At 37.8% G+C, this 15,328-nt stretch carries 14 protein-coding genes and 1 riboswitch; of the genes, 6 read left to right on the top strand and 8 right to left on the bottom strand.

Translation table 11 applies throughout. The features are described from left to right. Positions 1 to 173 precede the first annotated feature (173 nt). On the bottom strand, positions 174 to 1,463 hold the full coding sequence (locus ACUN24_RS05970; protein ID WP_445561677.1) for a voltage-gated chloride channel family protein: 1,290 nt from the start codon (positions 1,461 to 1,463) through the stop codon (positions 174 to 176). 19 nt (positions 1,464 to 1,482) lie between these two features. After that, a riboswitch (Fluoride riboswitch) is annotated at positions 1,483 to 1,545 on the bottom strand. A 64-nt stretch (positions 1,546 to 1,609) separates the two neighbouring features. Here ACUN24_RS05970 and ACUN24_RS05975 point away from each other — a divergent pair. Both ACUN24_RS05975 and ACUN24_RS05980 read left to right on the top strand, forming a co-directional pair. Then, positions 1,610 to 2,575, top strand: coding sequence for a tryptophan 2,3-dioxygenase family protein (locus ACUN24_RS05975; protein ID WP_445561678.1), 966 nt, complete (start codon positions 1,610 to 1,612; stop codon positions 2,573 to 2,575). Between the two features lie 146 nt (positions 2,576 to 2,721). Next, positions 2,722 to 3,786, top strand: coding sequence for a branched-chain amino acid aminotransferase (locus tag ACUN24_RS05980; RefSeq protein ID WP_445561679.1), 1,065 nt, complete (start codon positions 2,722 to 2,724; stop codon positions 3,784 to 3,786). Positions 3,787 to 3,986: 200 nt separating this feature from the next. Here ACUN24_RS05980 and ACUN24_RS05985 read toward each other — a convergent pair whose 3' ends face one another. The 5 genes from ACUN24_RS05985 to ACUN24_RS06005 form a co-directional block, all read right to left on the bottom strand. Further along, the gene (locus tag ACUN24_RS05985; RefSeq protein ID WP_445561680.1) at positions 3,987 to 4,451 is read right to left on the bottom strand and encodes a DUF4920 domain-containing protein; all 465 of its coding nucleotides are present in this window, start codon (positions 4,449 to 4,451) and stop codon (positions 3,987 to 3,989) included. A gap of 320 nt (positions 4,452 to 4,771) precedes the next feature. Continuing rightward, the gene (radA, locus tag ACUN24_RS05990; protein WP_445561681.1) at positions 4,772 to 6,148 is read right to left on the bottom strand and encodes a DNA repair protein RadA; all 1,377 of its coding nucleotides are present in this window, start codon (positions 6,146 to 6,148) and stop codon (positions 4,772 to 4,774) included. A gap of 382 nt (positions 6,149 to 6,530) precedes the next feature. Then, positions 6,531 to 8,081 carry an Rne/Rng family ribonuclease gene (locus ACUN24_RS05995; protein ID WP_445561682.1) on the bottom strand — a complete coding sequence of 517 codons (1,551 nt, stop codon included), beginning with the start codon at positions 8,079 to 8,081 and terminating at the stop codon, positions 6,531 to 6,533. Positions 8,082 to 8,360: 279 nt separating this feature from the next. Beyond that, on the bottom strand, positions 8,361 to 9,239 hold the full coding sequence (locus ACUN24_RS06000; RefSeq protein WP_445561683.1) for a tetratricopeptide repeat protein: 879 nt from the start codon (positions 9,237 to 9,239) through the stop codon (positions 8,361 to 8,363). A gap of 11 nt (positions 9,240 to 9,250) precedes the next feature. Next, a complete protein-coding gene (locus tag ACUN24_RS06005; RefSeq protein ID WP_025143406.1) occupies positions 9,251 to 9,553 on the bottom strand; it encodes an HU family DNA-binding protein in 303 nt (100 codons plus the stop codon). Positions 9,554 to 9,722: 169 nt separating this feature from the next. Between ACUN24_RS06005 and mutY the strand changes: the two genes are divergently transcribed. Both mutY and ACUN24_RS06015 read left to right on the top strand, forming a co-directional pair. Next, a complete protein-coding gene (gene mutY / locus ACUN24_RS06010; protein ID WP_445561684.1) occupies positions 9,723 to 10,784 on the top strand; it encodes an A/G-specific adenine glycosylase in 1,062 nt (353 codons plus the stop codon). Between the two features lie 56 nt (positions 10,785 to 10,840). Continuing rightward, a complete protein-coding gene (locus ACUN24_RS06015) occupies positions 10,841 to 11,278 on the top strand; it encodes a single-stranded DNA-binding protein (protein ID WP_445561685.1) in 438 nt (145 codons plus the stop codon). A gap of 318 nt (positions 11,279 to 11,596) precedes the next feature. Here the strand turns inward: ACUN24_RS06015 and ACUN24_RS06020 are convergent, their stop codons facing one another. Both ACUN24_RS06020 and ACUN24_RS06025 read right to left on the bottom strand, forming a co-directional pair. Continuing rightward, entirely contained in the window at positions 11,597 to 13,012 is a 1,416-nt protein-coding gene (locus ACUN24_RS06020; RefSeq protein ID WP_445561686.1) for a DUF4270 domain-containing protein, read from the bottom strand. Between the two features lie 21 nt (positions 13,013 to 13,033). Then, a complete protein-coding gene (locus ACUN24_RS06025; RefSeq protein ID WP_445561687.1) occupies positions 13,034 to 13,858 on the bottom strand; it encodes a glycogen/starch synthase in 825 nt (274 codons plus the stop codon). Positions 13,859 to 14,007: 149 nt separating this feature from the next. On the opposite strand from ACUN24_RS06025, the gene panC reads away from it, so the two are divergent. Together panC and panD are read left to right on the top strand one after the other, a co-directional pair. After that, a complete protein-coding gene (gene panC, locus ACUN24_RS06030) occupies positions 14,008 to 14,853 on the top strand; it encodes a pantoate--beta-alanine ligase (protein WP_445561688.1) in 846 nt (281 codons plus the stop codon). A 120-nt stretch (positions 14,854 to 14,973) separates the two neighbouring features. Then, positions 14,974 to 15,324: an aspartate 1-decarboxylase gene (gene panD, locus ACUN24_RS06035; protein WP_193422892.1), complete on the top strand. Its 351-nt coding sequence runs from the start codon at positions 14,974 to 14,976 to the stop codon at positions 15,322 to 15,324. Positions 15,325 to 15,328 lie beyond the last annotated feature (4 nt).

Genomic DNA, 15,328 nt, shown 5'->3' on the forward strand with positions numbered 1-15,328 from the left:
ATATTATTCGATGAACTTTGACAACCTTACTTTGCAGAGCACTAGAAGGTTGTCAAAGCCAATTTGGTGGAATAACAGAATATCTAAAAATTTCATTCTGATAGTTCATGAGGCTATATTATTCGATGAGCTTTGACAATCTTACAGGCCTCTTGTTGAGAAGGTTGTCAAAGTTACTTCAAAAACTGATGCCGCTTCAACAGCAAATGTTTAGGTGCGCCTATCGTTTGCGAGCGATAAATCCCCGTATGGCCAGAAAATAAATAGGCAGTAACACAGGCTAAGGCAATGTAAATTCCTGATGACGCACCAAATAATTCTATACCCATAAAAATACAAGCCAAAGGTGTGTTCGCCGCCCCTGCAAAAACAGCAACAAAACCCATTCCTGCCAGCAGGCTAACTGGTAAAGGGATAAAGAAACTCAAAAAGCTGCCCAGTGTGGCGCCAATGAAGAAGAGTGGAGTAACTTCGCCTCCCTTAAATCCCGCACTCAAGGTAAATGCAGTCAAAAATAATTTAATTGCAAAGGTATAATATGCTTCTCGCTGCATAAATGATTCTGAAATAACCGGAATGCCCAGTCCTATGTATCGTGTATTTCCGATCAGGTAAATAATGGCGACTAAAATGATTCCGCCAATAAATGGGCGTAATGGTGGATATTTAATTTTGGCAAAAAGGCTGGATAGTCCGTGGTTTAACGCAGAGAAACTTCTCGCCGTAAGACCAAACAAAACTCCTGCACCTAAAGATAACAATAGGTTTATTGAATCTACTTCTGGTACAGCGGTTATAGAATAATGGGTATGGCCAACGCCCCAGGCTTTGCAGGCGTAATCGGCAATAATTGCCGTTATAAAGGAAGGAAGAATTGAACTGTAAGTTAAACTTCCAATCACAAAAACCTCCAATCCGAATACGGCGCCTGCCAATGGTGTTCCAAAAACAGACGCAAAACCAGCACTGATCCCGCAAATGAGGATCACTTTTCGGTCTCTGGCTTTAAGTTTAAACAGTTTCGTAAACTGGTCAGCAAAGGCTCCTCCAATTTGCACCGCTGTGCCCTCTCTTCCAGCCGATCCGCCAAATAAATGGGTTATAATCGTGCCCGCAAAAATGAGCGGTGCCATAATCAAAGGAATCACATTCTTGGGTGATTGTAATTCCTCAATCAATAGATTGTTTCCTTTAACAACCTTTGCACCCCAATAATGGTAAGCCAGACCAATGATTATACCAGCGATTGGTAAAAAAGCGATAATCCAGATATGTTGCTCACGATAATCGGTTGCCCAATTTAAAGTTTCTAAAAATAGGGCAGAGGCAGAGCCAATAATTCCACCCAATATTGCAGAAATCAATAGCCACTTTAAAGTGCTCATTAAGAGTAATCCGAAATCGAGTTTAATAAAGTGTTTGATAGACAGAAGAAATCCTTCTGTTAGTTTTTTAACAGGCATTTGTATTCAATTTTAAATAAAAATCGTAGGAGTCATCAGCCTGTTTGGGCGGTTTTGGCGGTACTCCATCGCCATTGGCCCAAATGTATAAAATTTAGTTATTTGTTGCAAAATCTTTATCACCTTTGTGCAGCTAACTTTAAACCATGGATTTTACACCCGAAATAAAAGACAAACTACACCAACTACAGGAAAAATATACGGCAATGGGGCAAGATATGGCATCATACCTCGATGGACTTCTGTATGCCGATTTCTTAACCTATTGGGATTACATCCATTTGGATACTTTGCTGAGCTTGCAGAGCCCTAAAACACCAATTCCTGATGAAGAGATTTTCATCATGTACCACCAGATTACCGAACTTTATTTTAAGCTTGTACTGCACGAATGCAGACAGATTGCAGAGCATGAAAATTTAACTGTCGAATTTTTTACGGCACGGGTAAAACGGATCAATGCTTATTTCAACGCCTTAACCACTTCTTTTGAAGTGATGGTGGACGGTATGGAGAAAGAACAGTTTTTGAAATTCCGCATGTCGTTATTGCCTGCCAGTGGATTCCAGTCAGGCCAGTACCGGATGATTGAGATCTGCGCTACGGATTTTATCCGATTGGTAGATAAAAGCAAACGCGAAGAATTAAGTACCGCAACAATAGAAGAGCAATTCGAAAATATTTACTGGAAATTTGGTGCAACCGAACTGGCTTCAGGTAAGCAAACGTTAACCTTAAAGCAATTTATTAAAAAGTATGCAGCTCAGTTTCTACAACTGGCAAAAGACCGTACTTTAACCAATTTCTCAGCTTTATACCATCAATTACAAGCCAATGGAGCCGATGTTTCAGCGCTTGCCGAAGAACTACGTAAGCTGGATTTGTATGTAAATGTAGAATGGCCTTTATCACACTACAAATCGGCTGTACGTTATCTGGAGAAAGATCCGGTTGATATTGCGGCAACGGGTGGAACCAACTGGCAAAAGTACCTGCCTCCGCGTTTTCAGAAAAGAATCTTTTATCCATTTCTATGGACAGATGAGCAAATGGAAGAGTGGGGTAAAGGATGGGTGCTTAGTGTACTTAAAACACTCAAAAACAAAGATTAATATTGCAAAAAGCTATTAAAAAAGCCTGTTTTTTCTTAATTTGCGCGAAATAATTAATGATAGGATGAGTGAATTATTGAATTAGGGAATGAGTGGGTAACACACTCAATCATTTCGATCGTTCATCCATTCAAAATTCAAATACAATGACCGAGACATTAGATATAAAAATCACTAAAACAGATCAAACACGTTTGACTGTTACTGATTTTTCACAATTACCGTTCGGTAAGGTTTTTACCGATCACATGTTTACTGCCGACTATGAAGATGGCGAATGGAAAAATTTACAGATTCTTCCTTATGGCCCGATTCCGATGAGCCCGGCAATTTCCGCGCTTCATTATGGACAGGCGATTTTCGAAGGATTAAAAGCTTACCGCCAACCAGATGGAAAGATTAGTGTGTTCCGTGCTGATAAAAACTTCGAGCGTTTTAACAAATCAGCTGCAAGAATGTCGATGCCAGGTATTCCTGAAGAAATTTTTATGCAAGGTTTGGCTGCATTAATCAATGTTGATGAGAAATGGGTGCCCGATCAGGAAGATTATGCTTTGTATATCCGTCCGGTAATGTTTGCCATGGATCCTTATTTGGGTGTTAAGGCATCTGATACCTATAAATTTGCTTTGTTAACCACACCAACAGGTCCATATTATAGTAGTGCATTAAAGGTTAAAATTGAAACTGAATTTACACGTGCGGATGAAGGCGGTGTAGGCTTTGCCAAAACTGCTGGAAATTACGCCCGTTCGTTATATCCTTTTGAGCAAGCTAAAAAAGAAGGCTACGATCAATTGATCTGGACAGATTCAGTAACCCATGAATTTATCGAAGAAGCCGGAACAGCCAACTTACTTTTTGTAATCAATGGTAAACTAATTACGCCATCAGTACGCAGTACTGTTCTGGATGGTGTTACGCGTGATACGATTATTAAACTGGCTAAAGAGGCCGGAGTAGAAGTTGAAGAACGTCGGGTTTCTGTTAAGGAAGTAATTGAAGGAGTTGAAAACGGAAGCTTAACCGAAGCTTTTGCCGCAGGAACTGCAGCTACAGTAACGCATGTAGGCGAAATGGGCTATAATGGTCAGATCTATAAATTGACCGATCCTTCAACCAGGCATATTTCTAATGGTATTGCTAAAAAACTGAACGATATTCGTTATGGTTTAGCACCCGACGAATTTGGTTGGAACTGGGTTTTATAATCCGAAAAACCATAAAAGATAAACCCCGATACAGAATCTGCATCGGGGTTATTTTTTGTTTCGTTTTCCAGTTTCGTCATGTTGATCCGATAGCTTCGGATTTATTTCAGCATCTTTAATACCCTGAAATAAATTACCTTCGGTGAGTTCGCTAGGGCTCGGTTCAGGGTGACGAATACTACCATGTTTAATTCTGGGAATTATTTATCTAAAATCACTACACCTTTAGCTTCAAAAGCCAGTTCCTTTTTAGGATCGGTAATTTTAGCTATTTCTTCAGGAGATTTTTTAGCGTCTTCAGCATAATGGCGTAAAGTTTCAACGGAGATGGTTTGTTTCTTCGCTAAGCCATCTAAAACTACTTTTTTGCCAACAATATCCATAGGCATAAAGAAAGCATAATCTTTAAAAGTTACCCGCATTGGATCACCGTTAGGCATTTCTAATGTCATCCAACAGCCTTTTTTCTTACATACATCCACTACTTTGCCTTCAATTTTCATGTCGACAGTTTTTTTGTCGCCCATTGCAGCTTCCATCTTGGCAGCTGGTTTTACATCACCTGGTTTAACTTCTTCTCCAAATTTTTGACCAGTATACGCAGTTTGAGCAAATGAAAGTGCCGTCAATAGACAAAAACTCAAGCTTAGAATGATTTTTTTCATGAATTTATAATTATCCGGTTATGATCTAATCAAAGTTATTTAAAATTTTTCTAAATACTGAAAAGAAAAAACCTCGTTAACATCCGTTAACGAGGAAAATCATCCCTATAATTGTGTAGATCAAATGCTATGATATACATCTAACTTTATAGGCAAACCAGCAACCAAAATGATAATATTCGTTTGAGTTGTGTTTAATTATCTTATATTCAGTTATTTGTATTTTTGTAATAGTTTTCTTTATAAGAGACAACATTGTAGAAATGTAGAATATTATCTTCTTTATGAGTAATGTTGTTGAGTTATTTCCCCACTTCTTATTATCCAAAAACAAGACTGAATACTTCTTCTATTTTACTTACAGCTTTAATCTCAAGGTTGTATTTTTCTATGGCAATTCCTTTTAAATTGTATTTAGAGATATAAATGGTTTCGAAACCCAATTTATCTGCTTCAGCAATGCGTTGTTCAATTCTGTTTACCGCTCTTATTTCTCCTGATAGACCTACCTCTGCAGCGAAACAATTTTTGGAAGAAACGGCAATGTCCTGATGCGATGATATGATGGCAATTAATACAGCCAGATCAATTGCAGGGTCTTCTACTCTAATCCCCCCAGCAATATTTAAGAAAACGTCTTGTGTACTTAACCTAAAGCCACAGCGTTTTTCCAAAACAGCCAGGAGCATATTCATTCTTTTGGTATCAAAACCTGTTGCAGAGCGTTGAGGGGTTCCGTAGGCTGCCGAACTTACCAGCGCCTGTGTTTCAATTAACATCGGCCTGGCGCCTTCCAGGGTTGCAGCTATAGCTATTCCGCTCAGCTCCTCGTCACGCTGCGACAACAAAATCTCAGAAGGATTGGAGACTTCTCTTAAACCACTTCCCTGCATCTCGTAGATGCCCAATTCTGCGGCAGCTCCAAAGCGATTCTTAATTGAACGTAAAATGCGGTAAACATGATGCCTATCGCCTTCAAACTGCAAAACCGTGTCAACCATATGTTCGAGTATTTTCGGTCCTGCAATGGCGCCATCTTTGGTAATGTGACCAATAAGAAAAACCGGCACACCTGTTTCTTTTGCAAAACGCAATAATTCGGCTGTACATTCTCTTACCTGCGATACACTACCTGGGGTTGAATCGATATGAGCGGAGTGCAAAGTCTGGATAGAATCTACAACCAAAATTTCAGGTTCCAGAATTTCGATCTGTTTAAATATATTCTGCGTTGAAGTTTCTGTCAGGATGTAACAGTTAGACGATGGGCTTTCCTGGATCCTTTCTGCCCGCATTTTAATCTGCTGTTCGCTTTCTTCTCCCGAAATATACAATAACTTTTTCCCTTTTATATTTAATGCCAACTGTAACATTAAGGTCGATTTCCCGATACCCGGTTCTCCACCGATCAATACCAGGGATCCTTCTACCAATCCACCACCCAATACGCGATCTAATTCTTTATCGCCTGTTAATATCCTGCGTTCAGTTGATGATTGTATTTCATCAACCTTGCTTGGCTTGCTTAGTTTACGGCTAACAGTATCGCTTTTCCAGGTTGGAACAGATGCTGAACTTTTTTCTACAATTTCTTCTACAAAGGTATTCCATTGGTTACATGACGGACATTTACCCAACCATTTTGCCGATTCGTAGCCACAGCTCTGACAGAAAAATGCACTTTTTGATTTTGCCAATTGATTAAAATTTTAGATTACGAATTTAACCTTTCAGGATTGAAAGTGGTTTTATTTTTTTGAACAATTAATCCTTTGCCCAAATCGCATTTTATGTTAAACCTCGCAGGTTTTCAAAACCTGCGAGGTTTGAAACATCCCTATGAAATGCCGAATCATTGTTGATAAACCTGATAGAACGGAAAGCCCGGAGCGAAGAATGAGTGAGGACTTGGAGGGATAGCAGGGCTAATTGACCAAAACGCACTGGACAGTCGTTTTCCAAAAAAATGATTATATAAGCACAACTTAGTAAGGCGCTTAATTAATATTTAGGATTGAAATACACTTAAACAAAAAAGCCCGGATTAAAATCCAGGCTTTCTGTTAAATGTTTTTTAAGTTATAATTTAATCTCTTCGTCTTTAGCAGAGATAAAGTGAAACTCAGTTAAATGATACGATGACTGCGCTTTAACTTTAATCCACTGGCCATATTTAAAGAACCAGCGGCGTTGAAGGTTGAAAATGCCTTTTGTAATATAAGCTTCAATGTATGGATGCACGCAAAGTGTAACACCTTTTTCATTTTGCTCTCTTAAAATATAATTAAGGTTGTTTTCAATATCATCCATTAAAACGATACTCGCTTTAATTTCTCCGGTCCCATCGCAGGCCGGGCATTTTTCTACCGTAACAATATTCATTTCCGGACGAACGCGTTGTCTGGTAATTTGTACCAAACCAAATTTGCTTGGAGGCAAAATAGTGTGTTTGGCCCTATCCAATAACATCAGCTCACGCAAATAATCGAATAGCATTTTACGGTTTGTTGGTTTGTGCATATCGATAAAATCGATTACCACAATACCGCCCATGTCGCGCAAGCGCAGTTGACGGGCAATTTCTTTAGCCGCCTCTTTGTTTACCTGTAAAGCATTCTCTTCCTGATTTTCTTTACTGGCAGTACGATTTCCACTGTTCACGTCTATTACGTGCAGTGCTTCAGTGTGCTCAATAACAAGGTAAGCACCACCTGGTAAGTTTACTGTTTTTCCGAAAGCATTTTTAATTTGCTTTTCTACACCGAAGTGATCGAAGATAGGTTCTTTCTGTTTGTACAGTTTAACGATTTTTTCCATTTCAGGAGAAATATCGTGAACATAAGAACGGATATCATCGTACAGCTCTGGTGTACTTACGTAAACGTTTGTAAAATCAGGGTTCAGAATATCACGAATTAACGTTGATGATCTGTCCATTTCTCCCCAAACTCTTTTTGAAGGTTCGGTAGAAGGCATTTTTTTAATGAAATTTTCCCATTTAGCAATTAAATCTAAAAGATCTTTTTGCATTTCGGCAACCCCTCTGCCTTCAGAAACGGTTCTGATAATGACCCCAAAATTTTGAGGTTTAATACTTTCAATAATCTTTTTTAAACGATTACGTTCAGTATTGCTTTTAATTTTTTTTGATACAGATATGGTATTGGAGAATGGCACCAGTACCACATACCTGCCGGCAATCGAAATGTCGGAACTTAAACGTGGACCTTTTGTAGAAATTGGCTCTTTAGCAATTTGTACAGGTAGGAGCATGTTTTTACTGAGCACATCAGAAATTTTGCCTGCCTTATTAATATCGGCTTCCAGCTTTAAATTGTCTAATAATGTGCCTGTAACCGAGCCATTACGCTTGATCTTCGTTAGCTTAATTAAAGATTGCACCTGTGGGCCCAAATCAAAGTAATGCAAAAAAGCATCCTTTTCATAACCAACATCCACGAAAGCAGCATTCAGGCCAGGCATAATTTTTTTAATGCGGCCTAAATAAATATCGCCTACAGCGTAGTTAATATTGATTTGTTCTTTGTGAAGCTCAACAAGTTGTTTGTCTTCAATCAACGCTATGGTAACTCCGGCAGGAGTCGAATTGATAATTAATTCTTTTACCAACAGCTACAGATTTAAGGCTTTCGCCTATTAACAAATGGATAGTAAATAAAACAGTGATATAGCCAGAAACATATACAATAAAAAAATCATATAAATGGTTTAAACCTCATAGTGTTTACTATGAGGTTTAATTGGCTTAATCAAAATAAGAAACTATTTTTTCTTATGTCTGTTTTTTCTTAAACGTTTTTTACGTTTGTGGGTAGCCATTTTATGTCTCTTTCTTTTTTTACCGCTTGGCATAGTTTTAAGTTTTAAATGTTTTTATTAATCTGTTAATTAATTTTTATTCTTTAGTTCAACCACCTTCTTATCAATGAATGATGCTAAGGTTGGGTTAGCCGCTAATTTTTTGCTTGATAGGTAAGCATTTACTGCTTCTTTATTTCTGCCTAAATTTTCTAAAGCTGTTCCTAAATAAAAATAGGCTTCAGGGGTTGGAGCTATAGCAATTACGGTGTTAAAACGAGGAATTGCTTTATCAAACTGACCTGATTTTATAGAGAACAATCCTAAATTCATATTCGCTTTTACATTTTTAGGTTCTTTAGCTACAACCTCCAGCAACATTGCAATACCTTGCATTGGTGCGCCTAAGCCATTTACTATCGTTACACCTAAGCCTGTTTTAGCTTCAATGTTTGTAGAGTCTTTCTCTAATGCATTTTTATAAGATGCATTGGCTTTCTGCAATAAAGCAGGCTGCGCTATGCTATCTTGTGTGCTTTCAAAAGCTTTTATAAATTGATTTCCTGCAGCTAACCACGATTTTGCTGATGGTTCGCCTTCGGCAACAACTTCTAAATATAAGGCAGATGGAGTAATTTGTTCAACATCGTCCCATTTCTGAGCCAATTGTTTAGCAAGTTCAATCTTTTCTGCGCCATTTGCGCCTTTGTAGCTATTTTCTAAAGCTGTAATATCTGTGGCCAAATTTTTGTTGATCACATTCTTTGCAGCGGTAGACGAAGTTTCGAGGTTTAGTACCGATGCTGTAGATGGAGAAGCTGCTCCGGCCATTGGGCCACTTGAAGGCATTTTTCCATTTTCTTCAGTTGGTTTAACTAAACCCTTAATGTCTCTTGTAAATAAGAATGCAACAAGCAATACAATCGCTCCAATAACAATGGTTTGTTTTGATCTGATGTTGCTATTCATATATATAAGACTTAGGCTTCTACGTTAATTTTTTTTGAATTACTTTTAACTTTATCAACAAATACTTTTGCTGGTTTAAAGCTAGGAACAAAGTGTTCAGGGATAATTATTGCAGTGTTTTTTGAGATATTTCTCGCAGTTTTTTGCGCTCTCTTTTTAACAACAAAGCTCCCGAAGCCTCTAACGTATACATTTTCACCGCCAATCATGCTGGTTTTGATAACCTTGAAAAATGCCTCCACTGTTTCCTGTACATCAACCTTCTCAATTCCGGTTTTTGTTGATATTTCTGAAATAATATCTGCCTTAGTCATATTTTATTATTTATTATATATTATGTTTTAATATTACTACTGTTTTGGGGTTGCAAAAGTATTGCTTTTTAATGAGATAGGGAAATAAAAGATGATTTTTTTATCACTAGACTTATCAGGCTATTGCAAGTTTTTTTTTAATCGGATAAATAGACCGTAATTTGCACTAATGACATTTCAAAATGAACTCATCAATTGGTATCTGCTTAACAAGAGAGATCTGCCTTGGAGACATACCAATGATGCTTATACCATCTGGTTATCAGAGGTTATATTACAACAAACAAGGGTAGAGCAGGGCCTTCCTTATTTCAATAAATTTTTAGAGAATTTTCCTACCGTTAGCGATTTTGCTAATGCTACAGAAGCAAAAGTTTTGAAGCTTTGGCAGGGATTGGGCTACTATTCTAGGGGAAGAAATATGCATGCAACTGCTCAGACTGTGGTGAAAGATTACCATGGAATCTTCCCAAATCTGCATGATGAACTGATAAAATTAAAGGGAATTGGCGAATATACGGCTGCGGCAATCTCCTCTTTTTCATCCGGAGAGGCACGTGCGGTGGTAGATGGAAATGTATTCCGGGTACTTTCCAGGTATTATGGGATTGCTACCGCAATTAATTCCCCGGCAGGGAAAAAGGAGTTTTTTACTTTGGCAAATGAGTTACTTTATCAGGATGACCCTGCCCTTTACAATCAGGCGATAATGGAATTTGGAGCCATGCAGTGTAAGCCTAAATCGCCAAATTGTGGTATTTGTCCCCTTAACCAAACCTGTTATGCCTTTAACCATAAAATGGTAAATGAACTTCCTGTTAAGTTAAAAAAGGCGGCGCAAAAGCACCGTTATATTAATTATTTTGTTTGTTTTGATGGAGACCAGGTATTGGTAAGAGAACGACAGGCTGGTGATGTTTGGCAGCATTTATATGATTTCCCAAGTATAGAAACGCTCACACATGAAGATGCCAATGGCGAATTTTTCTCCGATATGGTGAAAAATACTTTTGGAAATAGTGCAGATTTTGTGCTGATCAGTACAAAAAAGCACCTCTTAACTCACCAAATAATCCATCTACAATTTTTTGCATTAAAAAATTATATATTTAACTTTAATAAACAAAAGGAACTTAATTGGGTTTCTTTAAGTAAATTAGATGAGTTACCGCAGCCAAAAGTAATCCATGATTTTGTTCTGGAATATTTTTATAAGGACAAAATGGAGTAACTAACCATCTTATTCGGCGCGCATTTAGAAAACGAAACAACTAACCAAAAATATTTATGTCTGGGATTAACAAAGTTATTTTAGTAGGCCATTTAGGCAAAGACCCTGAAGTGCGACATTTAGACGGTGGCGTAACCGTAGCCAGTTTTCCATTAGCTACCTCGGAAACATACAACAAAGACGGTAAGCGAGTAGAGCAAACAGAATGGCACAATATTGTGTTATGGCGTGGCTTAGCAGAAGTTGCTTCCAAATACCTGCAGAAAGGCAAATTAGTTTACATAGAGGGTAAACTAAGAACAAGATCCTTTGAAGATAAAGAAAAGGTTAAAAAATATGTAACAGAAATTGTGGCCGAAAACTTTACCATGTTAGGCAGAAAGAGCGATTTTGAGCAAAGTCCAACAACGCCAACCCATCAAAACCCTGAAACTAAAATTGATGATGAATTCACAATCGGGCCATCAGATGAAAATGGAGATCTTCCGTTTTAATTATAAAAAAAACGAATCGAATAAGAGAGCTGCCTTAGGGCGGCTCTCTTTATTTGTAATGTCGTATTTAAATTTGTCATTCTGACCGCAACAAAGAATCTTTACCTCCCTGGAACAAATCGCTGATAGGGAACCGTCTCAAAACTTCAATTATTTAAAAGATTCTTCACTGCGTTCAGAATGACATCAGGGACTTCGTCGAGACGATTGCCTTATTTTTATAATAATGATCCGGTTTAAATAGACTAGTTGAATAAATAAAAAAGCTTCTGTCCTTTTGAAGAACAGAAGCTTTTTTAGTAATGATTTAATGAATAACTAGTTTATCTTGGTGTAATAGATATTAAGTTTCATCTTATTGGTAGCTGTATTACCAGTTCCAATAATAGATCTTTCTGCTGAAGTTGCTGTAGGTACATTTTGGAAAAGATTATAAGAGGTTGGCGCTAAGAAAGTGCCTTCGTCTTTTATTGTACCATCAATCAAGCTTTGAACATAATTGGTGATGATAAAAATATAACGGTTTTTTGTTGAATCAAAATATCCACCATAAAGTGCCTCACCCGCTGCAGAAATACCCGAAGAGCTTACCGCTAAATTATTATAATCCGAAATATTGGCCGGTTGGTGTGCAATATCCCAGCGGTACAAAGAAAGTCGCTGTGCAGCGTTAAAAGGGTATGCAGGTGCACCTCCACCCAGTTCTATCACCAGCTCAGCTTTATTGATAATTGCTTTTCCGTACTTGCCTACAAAACCTGTCAGTTCATCAAAACTAATTTTTGTTTTAACACCAGCAAGACCCTGTAAATAAGTTACGTTATATGAAGCAGTTGGTGCATCAATTTGTGATTGTATGGGTGTACCAGCATAATCGTGCTTAAAGTTTGCGGCTACACCAGTAATTTGATTGCTTGTGTTCAGTGCACCTATCGGGAAGTTTACACTTGTAGTATCTATCCCGCTCGATGAATTTGTTTTTTTCCAAACCAACTGCACATAAGAATCAGTGCCTGTAAAATTAAAAAAAGCAATGCCACCTGTACCGGTTGATGATGACTTGTTTACCTGTGCATATAGGCCTTTAAATGCATTTATAAATTTTGAATTTGAAGAGGTTCCTGCAGTGCCCAGGTTTAAAATGTTGTTCTGGATAAATGTTTTGTTAAGCGGAATCCTGATTTGTGCCGGAACCGTTTTTAAGGTGTCTTTGCCTGCTATAACATCAAATACCTTAGTTTTAGTATTCGGTGCCAGCTTGCCTGTGAAATTCCCTAGCAAAGTATTGTTAATAGCCTGAACATCAGAGCTTTTATAATTGGTTACGGTATTGGCCAGTTGAAATACATCTATACTGTATTTAGAATTAATGGTATCGCCGTAAAATTTGGTCACCGTACTAGATTCATCAAACTTTAATACTAAAACGGCCGAATCAAGTTGAGGTGCAGTTCCAAAATCTGTATTAACGACAGGATAGACGGTCATGGCTATACCCGCTTCTGTTTTACCAAAAACAGGGTCAACCATATAACCCAATGGATAACGAGGCTGCCCTAAGGTAGTTGCAGCAGTTTCTTCAACCAGTTGAGTGGTTACCGGAGATACTACCAGGGTTCCGGTAATGGCGGCATTTGGATCAACATCTAAACCAACACCATCGGGGTTTTTACACGATGCAAAAAGAAAAAGACCTATCAACAGGGTTAATAAGTCTTGTTTTGTAAATTTCATATTTTAAATAATAATACCTAATTAAGCTACTGAAACCAATTCATCATTTGAAATTTCTTCATAAAAAGTATAGAAGTTTTCAAAATTCTCGGTTAAGTTAAAAGCTAATGTTGGTTTATTGGAATCTTTAACAAATTTTAACACATCTTTGCTTAAGTTTTCATCCGCTAAAACCACTGCGTCTGAGTGAGTTATAGCGCCTATGTGCATACTGTCGCAATCAGATGGTAAAAATGCCTTTGTATCATCCTCAGTCATATTGGCCATTACTGCTTTCGTAGCGAAATTGGCATTTAACTTTTCTGTAAAGCCGTCCTCATAAATAGAATACACTACTTTAGAATTTTTAAAAGTAGGATCGTTTTTATAAGTAGTTTTGATATAAGCAGGAACCAATGCACTCATCCAGCCGTGGCAGTGAACGATATCCGGTGCCCAACCTAATTTTTTAACCGTTTCCAAGGCACCTTTGCAGAAGAAAATTGTACGTTCATCGTTGTCATCAAAGAATTTTCCGCTGGCATCTCTAAATACCTGTTTGCGTTGGAAATATTCTTCATTGTCTAAGAAATAAACCTGCATGCGTGCAGCTGGGATGGAGGCTACTTTAATGATTAAGGGATTATCGTTGTCATCAATAATGATGTTCATTCCCGATAAGCGTATTACTTCGTGTAAACGATTTCTTCTTTCGTTGATGTTACCGAATTTTGGCATCAAGATGCGGATTTCGAATCCTTTTTCTTGCATAGCCTGCGGTAATTGGCGCGTAATTTCAGAAATTTTAGTAAGCTCGAGGAAAGGCGACATCTCGTGTGTAACAATCAGCAGCTTCGTTTTTGCCATCTCCATATTCTAAGAAAATATTAAGTTAAATAAAAGATAATGAGCTGCAAAGGTAAGCATAATAATACTATTTATCAATATAGCAAGCATTTGTTTGGTTTCGTTTAGATTAATTTACACCTTTACGGCTTTAATTTAGATTGTCCAAATTGGAAATATTTAAAACCAAAGCAGCGCTTAAGGCTTTTTTGCAGCCATTAAAAGCATCAGCTAAAAAAATAGCATTAGTACCTACTATGGGTGCCCTGCACAATGGCCATATATCTTTGATAAAACTGGCTCAGCAAAATGCCGATATCATTATCTGTAGCATTTTCGTAAACCCAACGCAGTTTACCGATCCAAAAGATTTAGAGAAATATCCCCGTCCCATTGAGCACGATTTAGCGATGCTCGAAGACGCAGGCTGTAATGGCGTGTTTATGCCCGATGTGGAGGAAATGTATCCAACCGGAGCAGATGAAGCCTGGCAGATCGATTTAGGCAATGCCGAATTTTTACTGGAAGGTGAATTTAGGAAAGGCCATTATCAAGGGGTAACACAGATTGTAAAAAAACTGTTCGATGCCGTTGAGCCTGATGTGGCCATGTTCGGGCAAAAAGATTTTCAACAGGTCCTGATGATCAAGAATATGCTGGCTTATTTTAATCTGCCTATTACCATTATCACCTGCCCGATTATTAGAGAAGATGATGGTTTGGCCATGAGTAGCCGCAATATTCATTTATCGGCCAGCGATCGCAAACATTCACTGGTACTCAGTAAATCGCTACACTTCGTTATTAATCATTTTAATGAATATTCATTAGAAGAATTAGAAACCAAAGCAAAATCATTCTATAATAATTTAGATGGTGTAGAACTCGACTACTTTACCATAGCCAATGGCGGTACACTGGAACCCGCTAAATCGAAAGATGAAGATAATCTTGTTGCGCTAGTTGCTGCAAAGGTAGGTTCGACCAGGCTGATCGATAATATGATTATAAAGTGATGGAAAATGGGAGAGGTAAGATGGAAGAGGTCCATAGATGTACATGACAAACCATCATCCATTTTCCATATTACATCTTCCTTTAGTGTGAAACTCCAAACTGATTACTAACTTTGCCAAATGGTTATCACAATATTAAAATCGAAAATACACCGTGTTAAGGTAACACAAGCCGAATTGAATTATGTAGGCAGTATTACGATAGATGAGGATTTGATGGATGCAGCTAACATTATCGCTAATGAAAAGGTGCAGATTGTAAATAATAATAACGGCGCTCGTTTCGAAACCTATGTAATTAAAGGCGAACGCGGAACCGGAACCATTTGTTTAAACGGTGCCACGGCTCGTTTGGCACAATTAGGTGATATTCTCATCATCATGTCTTATGGCTCATTACCAATGGAAGAAGCCAAAAAATATAATCCAATACTGGTTTTTCCTGACGATAACAATCATTTGCTAAAATAACCTT

The organism is Pedobacter sp. WC2501 (assembly GCF_052682415.1).